The organism is Phytohabitans rumicis (assembly GCF_011764445.1).
GTDB lineage: Bacteria > Actinomycetota > Actinomycetes > Mycobacteriales > Micromonosporaceae > Phytohabitans > Phytohabitans rumicis.
The window spans coordinates 9,418,823-9,434,135 of sequence record NZ_BLPG01000001.1 but is presented as its reverse complement, the minus strand read 5'-3'; the positions used below and the strand labels follow the sequence as shown (position 1 = coordinate 9,434,135).

Sequence of the window (15,313 nt, the reverse complement as noted above, 5' to 3'; positions counted from 1 at the left end):
GCATACGGTCGTGGATCAGAGATCGAAGCACGACCTTTTGCCCTTGATCGGCGGAGAAAGGGGCGCCGGGGGTCACAGCGTGAAGGGCACGTCCCGGGTGTTGGCCGCCGACGCCTTCTCGTCGTCGTGCGGGTCGACCACCTGCAGCACGTACCGGCCGGGTGCCGGCCACTTGACGGCGAACCCGACGTACACACCGGGATGTACGACGTTGTCGGTCATCAGCTCGTAGGGCGGCTCGGGGGCGCTGGTGAGCGTTCCGTCGGGCAGCTTGAGCCGCAGATGCTCCACCCGGAACCAGTGCAGGCCCCGTCCCGTGTACCGCACGTCGAACCGGCAACCGACGACGGCGTACCCCCGGGCTGCCTGTCGGTGCCGGGCGGAGAAGTCGGCCCGCAGATCGCAGCTGGTGAACGCCAACTCCAGGTCCCGGTGGGTGATCCGTAGGTCGGTGAGCACCACGCGGGGCTCGTTGGTGACCGCCTTGCCGGTGCCGAGCGGCAGCACCGACCGTGCCTCCTCGCCCCGACCGAAGACGAGTGCGGCGGCGGCGAGCGGGCCGTCCAGCCGATCGACCGGGAACTCCAGGTGGTAGTCGCTGGCCGCGCCGGACGGCACCGGGTTCGACTCGGTCACCGCGCCTTCGACGTACCGGCTGCCGGTCTGCACGAAGACCTTGAGCCGCCACAGGTCGTACTGCTCACCGGACTGGTTGTCCAGCCGGACGTCGACGACTAGTGGCGGCTGGCGGTTCGGGCGGTGGCTGACGGTGCCGACGGTCACCTTGAGCCCGGTGTACCACACCGCCCGGTCGACCTGGACTCGCTGCTCGCCGTCCGGCCCGGCGGCCTGACCGCTGGTGGCGCCGGCGCCGTCCGGCCGGTTGCCGTCGCCGGCCCGGCCGGCCGCCGACCACGCTTGCCAGCCGTACAGCCCGACGAGGATGGCGGCGACGAGGGCGACCGACACCGCCGGCAGCCGCCAGACCCGGTGCCGCACCACCCGCACCGGCGCCGGCGGTACCGGCGGCGCCATGCTCGGCGGCGGCGAAGTGTCCGGCGCCGCCGGACCGTGGTGCGGCGACCCGGCATTGGTCGACCCGGCGGCGCCAGGCTCGGCCGCGCTGGCGCCCGCCAGGCTGCCCAGCGCGACCACCAGCTCCGGCTGCTCGATCACCGTGGGCGCCACCAGCAGCCGCCGGTGCAGCAGTGTGCCGACGAGCGGGATCCGGCTCGACCCGCCGACCAGGAACACCCCGGCGACCTGGTCCGGACGGCCACCGGCGCGCTGCAGCGTCGCCGCGGTCAGGTCGACGGTGCGCTCCAGGTACGGCCGGGCGGCCCGCTCGAACTCCTCGCGGGTGACGATGGCGTCGGTCTCGAACAGCGGCACGCGTACCAGCGCCGAAGAGCTGCGCGACAACTGCTCCTTCGCGGCCCGCACGTCCTGCCAGAAGGTCAGGCTGCGGCGCTGGGCGACCTCGTCGCCGCCCGGCTCGACGAGGTGCCGCCAGCGATCCGGGTCGGCGCCGCCGACGCTACCGCGCAACTGACCGACAAGGGCGGCGTCGAGGTCCAGGCCGCCCACGTCGTCGAGGCCGGCGCTCGCCAGCACCTCCCACCCGCCGCCCGGCCGCTGCCGCAGGACGCTGGTGTCGAACGTCCCGCCGCCCAGGTCGTACACGATGAGGAGCTTTTCGGGCGGCACTGTCCGGCCCAGCGTCGTGGAGAAGTAGGCCGCGGCGGCGACCGGCTCGGGCACCATGGCCGGCGCCGGCAGGCCGGCCACCTCGGCCGCCTCGGTGAGCACCGCGCGGCGACTGGCGGCCCAGTGCGCCGGGTGGGTCAGCACCAGCCTTCCGGGCAATGCGCCGGCGACCCGGGCCGCCTCGTCGCCGACCCGCCGCAGCAGCGCGGCGACGAGGTCGACCACCCGGAACTCGCGCTCCCCCAGCAGCACGGTCCGCTCGTCGACGCGGCGCTTCGGGTTCGGCTCGTAGCGTGCCGGGTCGAGCCGGGCGGTGCGCTCCGCGTCCCGGCCCACCAGCAGAGCGCCGTCCGCGGCGCCGTAGACCGCCGACGGCAGCAGCAGGTTGGCGTCGAACAGGATGGGCTGCACGCGGCCGGCCGCACCGGTGAGCGCCGCAACGGTATGGGTCGTGCCGAAGTCGACGCCGAGGGTCCCGTCTGCCGCCACGCGGGCCACCGTATCGTCGCCCGGCAATGCCGCTACGCGTGGACCCAGCGGCGGTAGGCGCCGGGATCGACGTTGCCGCCGCAGATGACGGTGACCACGTGGCGGCCGGCGAACCGTTCGCGGTCCTCCAGGACGGCGGCGACGCCGAGGGCGGCCGAGGGCTCGACGACCAGCCCCGCGAGGTCCAGCAGGTCCCGCATCCCCGCGACGATCGACTCTTCCTGGACCAGGACGGCGTCGTCGGCCACCTGGAGCAGGTCGTCGAGTACCTCCGGGATGGGGTGGCGCCCGGCCACACCGTCCGCGATCGTGTCGGCCGAGTCGGTGGTGACGACCCGCCGCGCGTGCCAGGAGCGGGTCATCGCCGGCGCGCCCGCCGGCTGCACGCAGATCACCTCGGCCTCGGGCCGCAACGCCTTCAGGACGTGGCCCACGCCGGTGGCCATCGCGCCGCCTCCCAGGGCGATCAGGACCGCGTCGAACGGCGGGCCGGCGGCCAGTTCGAGGCCGATGGTCGCCGCACCCTCGCAGGTCTCGATGTCCAGGCTGTCCTCGACCAGCCGGATGCCGCGTCGCCGCGCGATCCAGTCCGCCCGCTCGCGGGCGTGCTCGATGTCGCCATCCACCAGCTCCAGTTCGGCGCCGAGGGCACGGATCCCGTCGAGCTTCGCGGCGGGCGCCTGCCGCGACGCCACCACCGTCGCGTGGACGCCGCGGCGGCGAGCCGACCAGGCAAGCGCCTGACCGAGGTTCCCGGCGCTGGCACACACCACCTCTCCGGCGCCGTTACCCGTCAGCAGGCTCGTCACCAGCTCGGTGCCCCGCGCCTTGAAGCTGCGGACCGGGTTGGCCGTCTCCAGCTTGACGCTCACCGCGCAACCCAGCCGGCGCCCGAGCGGCCCGCACTCGTACAGCGGTGTGTCCAGAAAGACCGGGTCGATCACCTGCCGGGCCGAACGGATCCGGTCGAGGTCCAAGCGCGTCTCGCCCACCTACATCACCTACTCGTGCGGCGATCGAGCAGCAGGTCGGCGGCGCGGACAAGGACCTGGGCACGGGTACGGCCGTCGTGGTCGGCGGCGAGGAAGTGCTCGCCGATCGCGAGGCAGAAGGCGAGCAGGCTGCGGGCCTCGACCTCGTCGGCGTCGGTGCAGAAGGTGCCGATCATCTCGCGCAATAGTGCCATGCGCCGGTTGTCCACCCGTCGCAGGCGCTCGGCGACCGCCTCGTCGCGCCGGGCCCAGTCACGGATCGCGAGGTCGGTCGGCAGCAGGCGGTCGCTGGAGAAGGTGAGCATGCCGGCGCGCTGGATCTTGGTGCGCGGATCGCCGCCCTCGCGCTCGATCCGGTCGAGCACCTCGTCGGTGCTTTCCCGCTCCCAGGCGTCGAGCATCGCCTCCAGCAGCGCCTCACGATCGGCGAAGTACCCGTAGAACCCGCCCTTCGTGACGCCAAGTCTCTTGGCCAGCACCTCGACCCGGACGGCGTCCAGGCCGCCGGCGGCGAGCGCCCGCAGCCCTTCCTCGATCCACCCCTCCCGCGGCGTACGCGTCGCGCCCACGATGTGCCTCACCTCACTCTCCTATATACGCCACCGTACAACATGGGTTAGCCTGCTTTTATACGGCAGCGTATAGATAAACGGAGGCCGTCAGATGACCGACTTCAGCTCGCTACCCGACATCGACTACGCCGACCAGTTCACCCTCTCCACGGACATCGACGCGACACCGGAGCGGTGGGCCCGCGCGATGTTCGGCGACACCCCCAGCCTCGCGGAACTGCTGATCTGGCGCGGCGTGCTCGGTCTACGCCTGAGCCGAGGACGTTCGCCGGCCACCGTGGCCGGATGGCTGATCGGCGCGCGCCGCGAAGACTGGATCCGGCTCGAGGCCGCCTCCTGGTTCCTGACCGCCAACCTGTTGGTACAGACCGCCGGCGGACGGGTGACGCTGCGGACCTTCGTGCACTATCGCGGGCCCCTGGGCCATGGCGTGTGGCCACCGTTGTCGGCCGTCCATCGCCGGCTGGTACCCGGCGTGCTCCGCGGCGCCGCGGCACGGCTCAGGCGGGAGCCGGCCGCTGCTGCGCCAGCTCGGCGACCACCGCCACCCGGCGGACCGTCTCGCGCAGCTCGTCGCGAAAGTCCACGCGACGCTGCCGCAGATCCGGTGCGCCCGGATCGAGCAGACCGCGGTGACGGGCCAGCAGCAGCGCCGGTTTGAACAGTTCCAGCGACACCGACTCCTCGCTGGCCAGTCTCCCCTGCAACGCCCACTGCTTGCCGACCCGCAGGCACTCGTCGAGGAACCGCGGCTCGTCGACCTCCTCGCCGTCGGCGGCGGCGAGCCGATCGGCGACGAGGTGGTACGCGTCCAGGAACGGCCGCAGCACCAGCGGGGCGACCAGCGGCCGGCCCTGCTCCAGCCAGCGGCGCGCGTTGGCCGGGGTGAACTCGTGCAGCCCGTCGCCGCCGCCCGGCTCGATGATCGCCAGCTCCAGCGCCATCTGCTCGGCGAAGTCCCGGCGGCGGGCGAAGAAGAAGTCGAACTTCAGCAGGTCACGCAGCCGCAGCGCCTCCTCGGTCGCCGTGGCCAGGCCGTCCGGACCACCTTCCGTCGCGGCGACCAGCGCGAGCTCGCCGATCGCCCGGTCGACCAGCATGTGGATCAGTGTGTTGCGGTAGAACGCGGCCACCAGGTGTTGGCCCGGACCGATCACCCACACCGTGTCGGTGCCGCCGTCGTAGCTGGTCAGCACGCCGGAGGCGACCAGCTCCTGCAACGTACGGCGGATCGTGGCCCGGTCGGTCAGGTTCGCCGCGCCCGCCACCGGCCAGCGCCGGGACTCGATGTAGCCGGCCATCGGCGCGACGGTGTCCAGCACCCCGTCCAGGGTCAGCGCCCGGTCGGCGGCCAGCATCGCCAGGCAGACGACCGCCGTGACGGTGACCGGGGTCGCCTGGTTGATGCGGTGCGAGGTGTCCAGGGCGATCCGCTCGACGACGTGCCGCCCCTGCTGGTCCGCGCCGCGCAGCTCGGCCATCCGCTCGCGGAGCGGTACGGGCTCGCCGAAGTCCAGGTAGGCCCGGCCGAGCCGGTTCGTCTGCAGCCGGGCAAAGTTGATCAGCCAGCGAACGTCCTCGGGCCGCTTTCTGGCCCCGCGCGCCTCGGCGGTCATCGACCCGACCTCGTGCAACTGTTCGTACACGATGGACACGGGAACGATCAGGGCCTCGGTGTCCGGGGCGGCTTCGATCGCGTCCACCACGTAGCGCACGATGCCGTACGTCGGTGGCCGCAGTTTGCCCGTGCGGGTCCGCCCGCCCTCGATGGACCAGCTGAGGTTCTTGCGGTTACGGATCAGTTGGCCGATGTAGGCGCGCAACGCGAGCTTGTACACCGGCTGGTCGTGCGTCGACCGTCGAATGTAGACGATGCCGGAGCGGCGGGCCAGGTGGTTGACCGGAAAGAAGTTGAGGTTCGACCCGCCCAGGGTGAACGCCGGGTCGAGCCCGTGCCGGTCCAGCGCCACCGGCACCGCCGCACCGTCCAAATACGACCGGTGGGAGAACAGGAACAGCAGCGAATACTTGCGGTCCAGCCGGTGCAGCCGGCGCGCGGCCTCCTCGTCCACCAGCAGCTCGTGCGCACGGAACATCCACGTCGTGAACCTGGACCAGGCGCTCATGGCTCGCGCGCTGTGCATCGCACCCATCTCGCGCAGATAGCCGGCGGCCTCGGCGGTCACCTCGCCCGGGTCGCGGCCGAGCGAGCCGGCCAGCTCGGCCAGCCGACCGGCGAACCCGTCGTCGGCCAGCAGCTGGACGACCTCAGGGGTGTCCGATGAGAGCCGACGATTCATCAACCACCTCGCTGGTGAGCGCGATCAACAGTGTGTGCCGTGGCCAATCTGCAAGAACAATATCTACCCTTGGCCGTATGACGCAGACCGAGGTCGTACCCGATCCTGACCTGGTCTTGGCGCTGCGGGCGCTGGCCAATCCGATCCGGCTGCAGTTGCTGTCCTGGTTGCGCGAGCCCGAGCGCAATTTTTCCTTGCAAGGGGCGATCGCCGACCCGATCAAGGTGGGCGTGTGCGTGACGCACATCCAGGCCAAGGCGGGGCTGGCCCAGTCGACGGTGTCGGCGTACCTGGCCGAGCTGCAGCGGGCGGGCCTGGTCCGGGCCACCCGGGTGGGCAAGTGGACCCACTACCGGCGGGACGAACAGCGCATCGCGCGGCTCGTCGCCGAGCTGGGGCAGACGCTCTAGGACGAGCCTCACATCGTAATTCCGCGATACTCCGATATGTTGGGCCAATGGATCTAGGTACCTTCGGGGTGTACACGTTCGACTTCGAGCGCCAGCCGGCCGCACGGATCCGCGACTCGATCCAGGAGCTTGAGGCGCAGGGCTGGCCGGCGTTCTGGTTTCCCGAACTGCTCGGGCGCGAGGCGTTCACGCATGCCGGGTACCTGCTCGCCAGCACCGAGCGGATGACCATCGTCAACGGCATCGCGCAGATCTGGTCGCGGGGTGCCCGATGGACGTACGGCGCGAGCCTCCTGCTGGCCGACGCGTACCCGGACCGGCACGTGCTCGGGCTCGGGTTCGGCGGTGAGCCGCGGCCCGGGACCAAGCCCGTGGCCGCCATGATCGAATACCTTGACCAGTTGGACACGCTCCAGACACCCAACCCGGTGGCCGGCGTCCGCCGCATTCTGGCCGCGTACGGGCCCCGGATGCTGGAGTTGGCCCGGGATCGCTCGGCCGGCGCCCAGACGTACCACGTGAACGTGGCGCACACCGCGCGGGCGCGGGAGATCCTCGGGCCGGACGCGTTCCTGGCGGTGGAACACGCGGTGCTGTTCGAGTCCGACCCGGACCGGGCCCGCACGCTCGCGCGCGAGCACCTGCACCCGTACCTGACCACGCCGTACAACGTCGCGAAGTTCCGCCGGCTGGGCTACTCGGACGACGAGATCGCCGGGGGCGGCAGCGACCGGATCGTCGACGACCTGGTGTTCTGGGGCGACCTGGACACCATCGTGCACAAGCTACGCGCCCACGTCGCGGCCGGCGCGGACCACGTCGCCGTGCAGGTGATCGGGATCGAGCCGGACCAGTCGGCGCTGCCGTACTGGCGGATGCTCGGTGAGGCGCTCCTGCCCGAGTCAGCGTGACCCCGCCCGACCCCACGGAGATCGAAAGCCAGCCGCGGCTGATCACCCGCATCGCCACCTGGCTGCGTCCCGGCGGCTGGGTGGCGCCGCCACCATGTGGTGGAGCCACGCCGACGGGGCCACCTACCGCGAATGGATCGACCAGGCGGGCCTACGCGTCGACACCGAAGAGTTCGTTCCGGAGGCGGACAGCGGCCACCAACTGTTCTGGGCGTCCAAACCAGCCCGGCAGGAAAGCGCCCGTTACGGGGCCGGCACGCGGGCCGCCACCGCTGCCGCGATCGGGGTGTCGCCGCCCACGAGCTCGAACGTCTGGCCGCCGGTGTCAGGGGTGTCCAGCAGGGCGACCAGCACCGCGGCGACATCCTCGCGCGCGATGCGGCCACGCCCGGTGGAGTCGGCGATTGTGACCCGACCGGTGCCCGGATCGTTGGTGAGCATGCCCGGCCGCACAATCGTGGTGTCGAGCCCGGCACGGCCGCGTACCGCCTCGTCGGCAGCGCCTTTGGCACGCAGGTAGGCGACGAACACCGGGTCGCGGCCGTTGTCCGGAGCCTGCGCATCAGCGCCGATCGAGGAGATCATCAAGTAACGCCGTACGCCGGCCGCCTCGGCGGCGTCGGCCAGCAGAATCGCGGCGTCGCGATCAACAGTCTCCTTCCGCGCTGCTCCGCTGCCCGGTCCCGCGCCCGCCGCGAACACCACGGCGCTGGCGCCCCGCAGGTGCTCGGCGACCTGCTCGACCGAACTGTGCTCCAGGTCCACCATCAGGACCTCGGCACCGGCAGCGACAAGATCCGCGGCATGGTCCGGGTTTCTCACCAAGCCGGCCACGGAGTCGCCCCGACCAGACAGCAACCGTTCCAGGCTAAGGGCGATCTTGCCGTGACCACCCGCGATGACGACCCGCATCCTTTACACCCTAGAGCGCTGAGGGCCCGGCCCGTCGTACGTCGCCAACTCGCGGTGATCATGGGCTAGGCAGCACTGAGAGCGCTCTTCGCGCGGCTAGCCCCATGATCGCCGCCAGTCGGTGAAGAACTCGGCCAGAGGTGGACGGCGGCGGGCCGTACCCCTTGGAATAGATCATCTAGAGGCCCATGTCCTGGCGGAGGGACGCGACCATCTTGACGTTCCGGACGTACTCGTCCGCGGATGTGGCCTCGCTGGCCTGGTTCAGCCCGTGCGGCCAGAAGTGTGCACCGTCCGCGTAGAGCACCGCCGACGAGTTGCCGTCCAGCGCGCGCAGCTGGTTGATCGCGTTGCTGCCGGTCCACCGACCGTTGGAGACGCGGGAGGCCCAGCCGCCGTACGTGCCCACGCCGAGGGTGTGCGCGATCTCGTGCTGGGCGGTGGCCTGCACCATGGTCGACTTGGCGCCGAAGCGGATGGTGCCGTTGTAGTTGCCGTCGGCCGTCGGCACGCTGGGCTCGTAGTAGATCGACAGCGACTTGCTGATTCTCAGGTAGCAGTTGTAGACCGTCAGGGCCAGGTTCATCGCCTCGGTGATCCGGTTGTACGAGTCCAGTTGGTCGGCGGTCGGCGCGGAAGCACGGTTCAGGGTGTAGGTGATGCCGCCGGCCCCGGGCAGCCGGCGCCGCCGGTGGTACTGCTCCACCGCTGGTTGGCGCCGCCGTTGCAGGTCCACAGGATGATCGCTGTCCCGTTGGCGGTGCCGCCGCCGCTGGCGTCGAGGCAGAGCCCGGACAGGGCGCTGGTGATGGTCCCGGTGCTGTTGAGGTTCCACTGCTGGTTGGCGCCGCCAGTGCAGTCCCAGATGACGACCTGCGTGCCGGCCGTGGTGCCGTTGTTGTACGCGTCCAGGCACTTGGTGCCCGCGTACGCCCGCAGTTGCTTACCGGAGGTGTAGTTCCACTGCTGGTTACTTCCGCCGTTGCAGTCGTACAGCTTCACCTGCGTGCCGTTGGTCTTGCTCGCGCCGGGCACATCGACGCAGCGGCCGGACGGGACGCCGCGGACCGCGCCGACGGCGGCCGAGGCCGGGTCGGCGACGGCGACCGCGAGCAGGGAGCCGACCAGTACGGTGGCGGCCGCGGCGACCGCGGCGAGGACCGGGCGGAGGGGTCGGGGCATTGACATTCGCCAACTCCTCATGGGGTTGGACGTGAACCTACCCATCCAGATCAATAGATGCAAGCGTCAGCGATCCTTCACCCTTGGCCGCGGTTGCGGGACCCCCTGACGAGCCGGTCGGCGGGGATGACCCGGGTGCGAGCCATGTCGGACAGCGGCCGGGCCCGCATCATCCGCGGCACCGGCGTGGACGCATCCGGCGGCACGTACTGGCGGGGCACCCGGCCGACCGGTCGATCAGAGAGGTCGAGGGTGGGCCCGTTCACCCACTCCGCATGCTGTTCGTCCACTGTGCTCCTCCGACGCCTATATGCCCTTTGCCGTCCGATAGTGGCCTCCGACTGCGGGGTAGCGATAGGCGCCGATCGGATGAGTGGCCTGTCAGCTACCGGACACCCGCCAATGAGGCAGACAGGTGTGTGTGACCGATCGGCTGGCCCACCCAGTCATAGAGGAGGAAGGCAACCACACGACAGGAGCGAGCCATGGACCAGGACCTTCGGGTGCTCTTCGAGCGAGCACTCAGTGACGAGCCCGTTCCGCCTCCTGGTGACCTGGCCCGGGAGGCCATGGCCTTTGGGCGACGTCGCCGCCGCCGGCGCCTGCTGGCAGGCGGTGTGGCGGGGGTGGTCATCGCGCTCGCCGCCGTCGTCGCCGTGGACGTGGTCACCGCGCCACCCTCAGCGCCGACCGCGATGTCGCTGGCGAGCAGGTCGGGGTGCGGCCAGCCGGTCGAGGTGCAGGACGAGATTGCCGTCTTTCTGAGACAGGACGTCACCGATCGGCAGCGTGCCGACCTCGACGAGTCGCTGCGGTCCGACCCGCGGGTCCGGCAGGTGCGATTCGAGACGAGGGAGGCGACCTACGAGAAGTTCAAGGAGACGTATCGGGACGCGCCTGACTTGCTCGCTGCCGTCAAGCGTGGGCAGATTCCGGAGTCGTTCCGGGTCACGCTGGCCCAGCCGGAGCAGAGCCTGCCGATGGAGGAGGAGCTCCAGCGGCGGCCGGGAGTGGAGGGCGTCGTCCGCACGGTGTGCGACCGTCTCCAGGGGACGGAGGAAGGCGAGTGACCGAGGGTCCGATCGCCCGGTGGAGCCTGGCCCGCCGCCGACAGCAAGCCGCCCGGGACGAGGAGTTCACCGAGTTCGTCACGGCGACCGCGCACGGCCTGCGCCGCACCGCCTACCTGCTGTGCCGCGACTGGCACCTCGCCCAGGACCTGACACAGACGGCGCTCGCGCGCATGTACGCCTCCTGGGGGCGCGTCCGGCGCAGCGGCAACCTCAACGCGTACAGCCGCCGCGTGCTCATGAACGCCATCTTCGACCAGCGCAAGCGGCGCAGCAGCGGCGAGGTGGTGGTAGCCGAGCTGCCCGAGTCCGCGGCGCGGCCGCGGGAGGCGACGGTCGAGGTGCACGTCACGCTGATGCGGGCGCTGGCCACACTACCGATCCGCGACCAGGCGATCGTCGTGCTGCGCTACTGGGAGGACCACAGCGTGGAGACGGTCGCCGAGATCCTCGACGTCTCCGCGTCGGTCGTCACGACCCAAAGCGCGCGGGCGCTCACCCGGCTGCGCGCGCTGCTGGGCGAGGAGTTCATCTGGACCTGAGCGGCGTACGACGTGGGGTGCGGTCCCGAAGCGCTTTGCTCTGCTTCCCTGCAGGAAACACTTGAGCGACCGCAATACGGACGCCGGACCGTTTGGTTGTGGATCGCGGAGGGTGCGGCCGCGGGAGCAACGGCCTGGACCGCGACGGGCGTCGCGGCAGCTCAACATCTTTCGATTTTCCCCTCTCGACCCGCCCTGCTATCGACAATCAGTTACTCGGTCAAGGCGGTCAGGCGTGGTAGCAGGCTTGCGGGGCTGGGCATTGCCCGCATCTCGGCCTGGACTTCGGCGGCGGTGTCGCGCAGGGCGCTGTCGTGGATAAGACGGTGGAGTTGGGCGCCGTCGACGTTGCCGGTCTCCGAGTGGATTCCCACGCCTCTGTCGTGGACCGCGCTCGCGTTGATGTGGCGGTCGGCACCGCTGGGTAGGACCAGTTGCGGCACTCCGGCATCGAGCGCCGTCAGCGTCGTGCCCGCGCCGCCGTGATGGATGATCGCGGTGCAGGAGTGAAGAAGCGTGTTGATCGGAATCCAGCCGGCCACGCGCACGTGCGGAGCGAGGGCGCCGAGCGTGGACGTGTCGATGTCGCCGAGGGCGAGCACGAGTTCGACGTCCAGTGCCGCTGCGGCGGCGATGATCTGCTGTACGGCGTCGAGCCCACCGCGTTCGGGCTCGAGGGTGCCGAGGGTTACCGCGATGCGGGGGCGGTCGACGGCCGGCTGGCGTGACCAGTCCGGCAGCACGCCGCCTCCGTTGTAGGGCACGTACCGCATCGACCAGCCGCACACCGGGCCGTCGAGCATGCTCGGGGGCGCGACGTCGATCGTGGCACTGCGTTGGGGAACGTCGGCGGCCGCGTGGCGGTCGAACGCCTCCGCCATGCGGTCGCGGTACAGCTCAGCCATCCCGTCGGTGCGGGCGAGGCCGAATCCGTGTGTTACCAAAGGGATCCCGAGTTTGCTGGCCACGACCGTGCCCGCGCCGTCAATCTGGGACTGCACCAGCAGGTCCGGGCGCCAGGCGGTGGCAACGTCGAGAGCACCGTCGACCAAGACGTTGGACAGCACGGCGAGGTAGTCGATCGCCTGCCGCAGGTCACGCAGCTTCTGCCCGCGCAGCGACCGCAGCCGTTCGATGACTTCCGGCCGTTCCCGCATGCGCCGCGCGCGGTCGGCGGCGAACCCGGTTGCCACGTCGACCACGGCCAACCCGGCCCGCTCGACGGCCAGCGCCGGGCCGGCGGTCGCGACGAGCACGTCGTGGCCGGCGCTGCGCAATGCCCATGCGAGTGGAACCATCGGGAACACGTGGCCGATGCCGGGCGTGGAGACGAACAGTACGCGCACGCGACGACTATTCCACGTACGTCGGCGCCAGGCCGAGGTCGGAAAGGGCCGCGGCGCCGGTTGCGGCATACTCACCGCCGGTGAGTACAAGCGTCCGCGCCCATTGGTAGCGGCAGCCGGCGGCGTCGAATGCCGCGGCGGCGGCGAGCATCCGGTCCTGGTCGCCGTCGAGCAGGGCCGCTGCCCGCTCCACCAGAGCGCCGGCGATCGGGTTTCCGGCCACGATCGACCGGGCGGCGGCGATGCGGTGGCGCGCGTCGGGGGTCCCGGTGAGCGCGGCCGCCTCGGCGCGCAGCGCGGCGTACCAGTGCAGCCACACCCAGATGACCCACTCGTCCATCTCGGCGGGCTCGGCCTTCAACCCCGCCAGGGCCCGGTCGGCCCGCCCGCGGTGGAGCAGGACGATCGCGTCGAATACCGCGCTGTGGCCGGCCTTCTGCTCCGGTGCCAATCCGAGCTTGTCCACAATGGCCAGCCACTCGGCTCGCGCCCCGTCGTCGCCGCGCAGGCCGTGGACCATCGCTACCGCGGCCGCCGCCATGGCGAAGTTGGGCGCGTGCAGGCTCTCGGAGCGTTCCCACGCGTCCAGGAACCGCCGGCTGCCGGCGAGCACGTCGTCGACGTTGCCCGCCAGCGCATCCGCCACCAGCAGCCGGGACGTGGCGAAGTCACCCCGTTCGGCCAGCAGCGGCAGGTCGCGAAGCTGCTCGCCCCATCGGCGGGCGCCCACCAGGTCACCCACTCCGACGCAGGTCTCGGCCGCTTCGGAGAGCGCGTTCGCCCGCTCATGCGCGCTGGCCGGCGTCACCGGCACCGAGGCGAGCAGGTCGACCCGCCGGCGGGTCGTGTCCGCGGTGGCGAAGGTGTCGCCCGCCCAGCACTGGGCGGCGGTGAGCGCGTCCAGGGCCGCGCTCTGGGCCAGCGGATCGCCGGTCCGGCGGGCCAGGTCGACCGCCCGCCGCGCCCGCGCGATCGCCCCTGCCGCATCCGAGTCGGCGGCGTCGTTGAGCACCCCGCACTCGGCCAGGGCCATCGCGGCCTGGGCGGCGGGGTCGTCGCCGGCCAGCTCGCGGGCCTCGGAAAGCAGCGCCGCGGCCTCGCCCGGCGGTGGCGGCTGGGAGAACGTGCCGGAGAACCGGTAGACGGTGGCCGCGGCCGTGGCCAGGTCGCGGGCGGCCCCGGCGGGGTCCCCGGCGCTCCGTGCGGCGTCCGCGGCGGCGCGGTGGAGCCGGTACATATCCTCACCACGCATCCGGCAACCGGCCACCGCCGCGGCGGACCGGAGCGCCGACCCCGCGGCGACCGGCTCGCCGGCCAGCGATGCCGCCTGTTCGTACCGCTGCTGCGCCTCACCGACCAGGTTGCGGGCAAAGGCGAGCGCGGCCAAGGAGCTGGCCAACTGGTACGCGCCGGCGCGGTGCTCGGGGACGCCGGCCGCCCAGCCGAGCGCGGCCCGCAGATCGTCGGCGATCGCGTCGAACCGCACCCGCCAGGGCCCGTCGGCCGCCCGTATCCCCTCGACCAGGTCGGCCGCGCTGGATATGCACCAGCGCAAGTGTCGAGATTGGACACCGTCGAGCTCGTCGGCGCCGGACAGCTGCTCGGTTCCGTACTGGCGGATGGTTTCCAGCACGCGATAGCGGGTGCCGCCGGCCGAAGGGGTCGCCGCCAGCAGGCTCTGCTCGGCGAGCCGCGCCAGCCCGTCCATGACCGCGGCCGGTTCGACCGGAGGGAATCCGGCAACCTGTCCGGCGGCGTCCACGGTGAACGGAGCCACGAAGACCGCGATCCGGCGCAGCAGCGTCCGATCCTGCGGCTCGAGGAGGGCGTGGCTCCAGTCCAGCATGGCCCGCACCGAGCGGTGCCGGTCGTCGACCCGGGCGCCGCCGGTCAGCAGCCGCAACTGGTCGGGGAGGACGTCGGCGAGGCCGTCCAGTCCGAGCGCGGGCAACCGGGCGGCCGCCAACTCGATCGCCAGCGCCACGCCGTCCAGCCCCGGCAGATCTCGGCGGCCTGCTGGTGCTGCTCCGGCGCCAGCGGCCAGCCGACCGCCGCGGCCCGTTCGAGGAACAGCGCGGCCGCGTCCGAGTCGCCGTCGCCGGTCAACGACAGCGGCGGGATCGGGTAGACGCGCTCGAACGGCACCATCAACCGGGCTCGGCTGGTGGCCAGCACGGTCAGCCGCGGGCAGCCGGCCAGCAGCCGTTCCAGGAACGGTGCCACGCCGTCCCGGACATGCTCACAGTTGTCCAGTACGAGCAGGGCGTGCCGGTCGGCCAGGGCGGCGATCACCGACTCGTCCATGGTGCGGTTTTGCTGTTCGCCGATGCCGATCGCCGCGGCCACCGCCGCTCCGACCATCGCCGGGTCGGTGATGGGGACCAGGTCGACGAACCACACGCCGTCGGCGAAGTCGCCGGCCGCCGCTGCCGCGACCGCCAGCGCCAGCCGGGTCTTTCCCACCCCGCCCGGGCCGACCGCGCTCACCTGCCGGTGGGCGGTGACCGCTTCGGCCAGCGCTCCCCGCTCCTGTGCCCGGCCGACGAACGACGTCACCGGCGAGGGCAGCGCCGAGGCCGCCTTGCCGCCGCGGGCGACTCGGCTCCACTCGGTGGCGACCTGCGCGAGCGCCCGCCGGTCCGGCGCACCGAGCTTGCGCAGCAGCGAGGACACGTGCGTCTCGACGGTGCGCACGGAGATGTACAGCCGCGCGCCGACCTCCGCGTTGCTCAGGTGCTCCCCGACCAGGGACAGCACCTCAGCCTCCCGGACCGAAATCCCCGCCTGAGCCACCACGGGCTCCATCCTGCCGTACCCGTGGGTCGGCTCCGTGGTGGTCCCCGTGGTCACCACGGATGTGGGCCGGCCGCGGCCGGGAGA

Annotated in this window: 15 protein-coding genes; 4 read left to right on the top strand and 11 right to left on the bottom strand. The window is 71.8% G+C overall.

Annotation, left to right across the window (positions count from 1 at the left end):
- Window positions 1-72: 72 nt before the first annotated feature.
- From Prum_RS42720 to Prum_RS42700, 4 genes are all read right to left on the bottom strand, one after another.
- Window positions 73-2,196, bottom strand: coding sequence for an Hsp70 family protein (locus Prum_RS42720; RefSeq protein WP_173082990.1), 2,124 nt, complete (start codon window positions 2,194-2,196; stop codon window positions 73-75).
- Window positions 2,197-2,228: 32 nt separating this feature from the next.
- Entirely contained in the window at window positions 2,229-3,188 is a 960-nt protein-coding gene (locus Prum_RS42715; RefSeq protein ID WP_173082988.1) for a threonine ammonia-lyase, read from the bottom strand.
- A 5-nt stretch (window positions 3,189-3,193) separates the two neighbouring features.
- Entirely contained in the window at window positions 3,194-3,769 is a 576-nt protein-coding gene (locus Prum_RS42710; protein ID WP_246278482.1) for a TetR/AcrR family transcriptional regulator, read from the bottom strand.
- 491 nt (window positions 3,770-4,260) lie between these two features.
- The gene (locus Prum_RS42700) at window positions 4,261-6,060 is read right to left on the bottom strand and encodes a lysophospholipid acyltransferase (protein ID WP_173082986.1); all 1,800 of its coding nucleotides are present in this window, start codon (window positions 6,058-6,060) and stop codon (window positions 4,261-4,263) included.
- 77 nt (window positions 6,061-6,137) lie between these two features.
- Here Prum_RS42700 and Prum_RS42695 point away from each other — a divergent pair, with 77 nt between their 5' ends.
- Together Prum_RS42695 and Prum_RS42690 are read left to right on the top strand one after the other, a co-directional pair.
- Window positions 6,138-6,470 carry an ArsR/SmtB family transcription factor gene (locus Prum_RS42695; RefSeq protein ID WP_173082985.1) on the top strand — a complete coding sequence of 111 codons (333 nt, stop codon included), beginning with the start codon at window positions 6,138-6,140 and terminating at the stop codon, window positions 6,468-6,470.
- Between the two features lie 47 nt (window positions 6,471-6,517).
- Window positions 6,518-7,381, top strand: coding sequence for a TIGR03620 family F420-dependent LLM class oxidoreductase (locus tag Prum_RS42690; protein WP_173082983.1), 864 nt, complete (start codon window positions 6,518-6,520; stop codon window positions 7,379-7,381).
- A gap of 243 nt (window positions 7,382-7,624) precedes the next feature.
- Here Prum_RS42690 and Prum_RS42685 read toward each other — a convergent pair whose 3' ends face one another.
- The 4 genes from Prum_RS42685 to Prum_RS42670 form a co-directional block, all read right to left on the bottom strand.
- Window positions 7,625-8,293, bottom strand: coding sequence for an NAD(P)H-binding protein (locus Prum_RS42685; protein WP_173082981.1), 669 nt, complete (start codon window positions 8,291-8,293; stop codon window positions 7,625-7,627).
- A gap of 178 nt (window positions 8,294-8,471) precedes the next feature.
- Complete coding sequence (locus Prum_RS42680; protein WP_173072782.1) at window positions 8,472-9,029, bottom strand: hypothetical protein; 558 nt, start codon at window positions 9,027-9,029, stop codon at window positions 8,472-8,474.
- Window positions 8,939-9,475, bottom strand: a complete 537-nt coding sequence (locus Prum_RS42675) for an RICIN domain-containing protein (RefSeq protein WP_308785420.1) — start codon at window positions 9,473-9,475, stop codon at window positions 8,939-8,941. Before Prum_RS42675 ends, Prum_RS42680 begins: the two co-directional genes overlap by 91 nt.
- A 77-nt stretch (window positions 9,476-9,552) precedes the next feature.
- Window positions 9,553-9,765, bottom strand: a complete 213-nt coding sequence (locus tag Prum_RS42670; RefSeq protein ID WP_173082977.1) for a hypothetical protein — start codon at window positions 9,763-9,765, stop codon at window positions 9,553-9,555.
- Between the two features lie 195 nt (window positions 9,766-9,960).
- On the opposite strand from Prum_RS42670, the gene Prum_RS42665 reads away from it, so the two are divergent.
- Both Prum_RS42665 and Prum_RS42660 read left to right on the top strand, forming a co-directional pair.
- Window positions 9,961-10,545, top strand: coding sequence for a permease-like cell division protein FtsX (locus Prum_RS42665; RefSeq protein WP_173082975.1), 585 nt, complete (start codon window positions 9,961-9,963; stop codon window positions 10,543-10,545).
- Entirely contained in the window at window positions 10,542-11,087 is a 546-nt protein-coding gene (locus Prum_RS42660; RefSeq protein WP_218577639.1) for a SigE family RNA polymerase sigma factor, read from the top strand. The genes Prum_RS42665 and Prum_RS42660 overlap by 4 nt, the downstream gene beginning before the upstream one ends.
- 212 nt (window positions 11,088-11,299) lie before the next feature.
- On the opposite strand, the gene Prum_RS42655 is transcribed toward Prum_RS42660, so the two are convergent.
- From Prum_RS42655 to Prum_RS50280, 3 genes are read right to left on the bottom strand one after another with little or no spacing between them, the layout of a single operon-like run.
- The gene (locus tag Prum_RS42655) at window positions 11,300-12,433 is read right to left on the bottom strand and encodes a nucleotide disphospho-sugar-binding domain-containing protein (RefSeq protein ID WP_173082973.1); all 1,134 of its coding nucleotides are present in this window, start codon (window positions 12,431-12,433) and stop codon (window positions 11,300-11,302) included.
- 7 nt (window positions 12,434-12,440) lie between these two features.
- Window positions 12,441-14,417: an ATP-binding protein gene (locus tag Prum_RS42650; RefSeq protein ID WP_218577638.1), complete on the bottom strand. Its 1,977-nt coding sequence runs from the start codon at window positions 14,415-14,417 to the stop codon at window positions 12,441-12,443.
- Window positions 14,324-15,229 carry a LuxR C-terminal-related transcriptional regulator gene (locus Prum_RS50280; RefSeq protein WP_218577637.1) on the bottom strand — a complete coding sequence of 302 codons (906 nt, stop codon included), beginning with the start codon at window positions 15,227-15,229 and terminating at the stop codon, window positions 14,324-14,326. Before Prum_RS50280 ends, Prum_RS42650 begins: the two co-directional genes overlap by 94 nt.
- Window positions 15,230-15,313 lie beyond the last annotated feature (84 nt).

Excerpts from the sequence above, each read along its gene's own strand:
- Prum_RS42665 (WP_173082975.1), top strand. The coding sequence starts at position 9,961 with ATGGACCAGGACCTTCGGGTGCTCTTCGAGCGAGCACTCAGTGACGAG.
- Prum_RS42675 (WP_308785420.1), bottom strand. The coding sequence starts at position 9,475 with ATGCCCCGACCCCTCCGCCCGGTCCTCGCCGCGGTCGCCGCGGCCGCC.
- Prum_RS42690 (WP_173082983.1), top strand. The coding sequence starts at position 6,518 with ATGGATCTAGGTACCTTCGGGGTGTACACGTTCGACTTCGAGCGCCAG.
- Prum_RS42685 (WP_173082981.1), bottom strand. The coding sequence starts at position 8,293 with ATGCGGGTCGTCATCGCGGGTGGTCACGGCAAGATCGCCCTTAGCCTG.
- Prum_RS42695 (WP_173082985.1), top strand. The coding sequence starts at position 6,138 with ATGACGCAGACCGAGGTCGTACCCGATCCTGACCTGGTCTTGGCGCTG.
- Prum_RS42700 (WP_173082986.1), bottom strand. The coding sequence starts at position 6,060 with ATGAATCGTCGGCTCTCATCGGACACCCCTGAGGTCGTCCAGCTGCTG.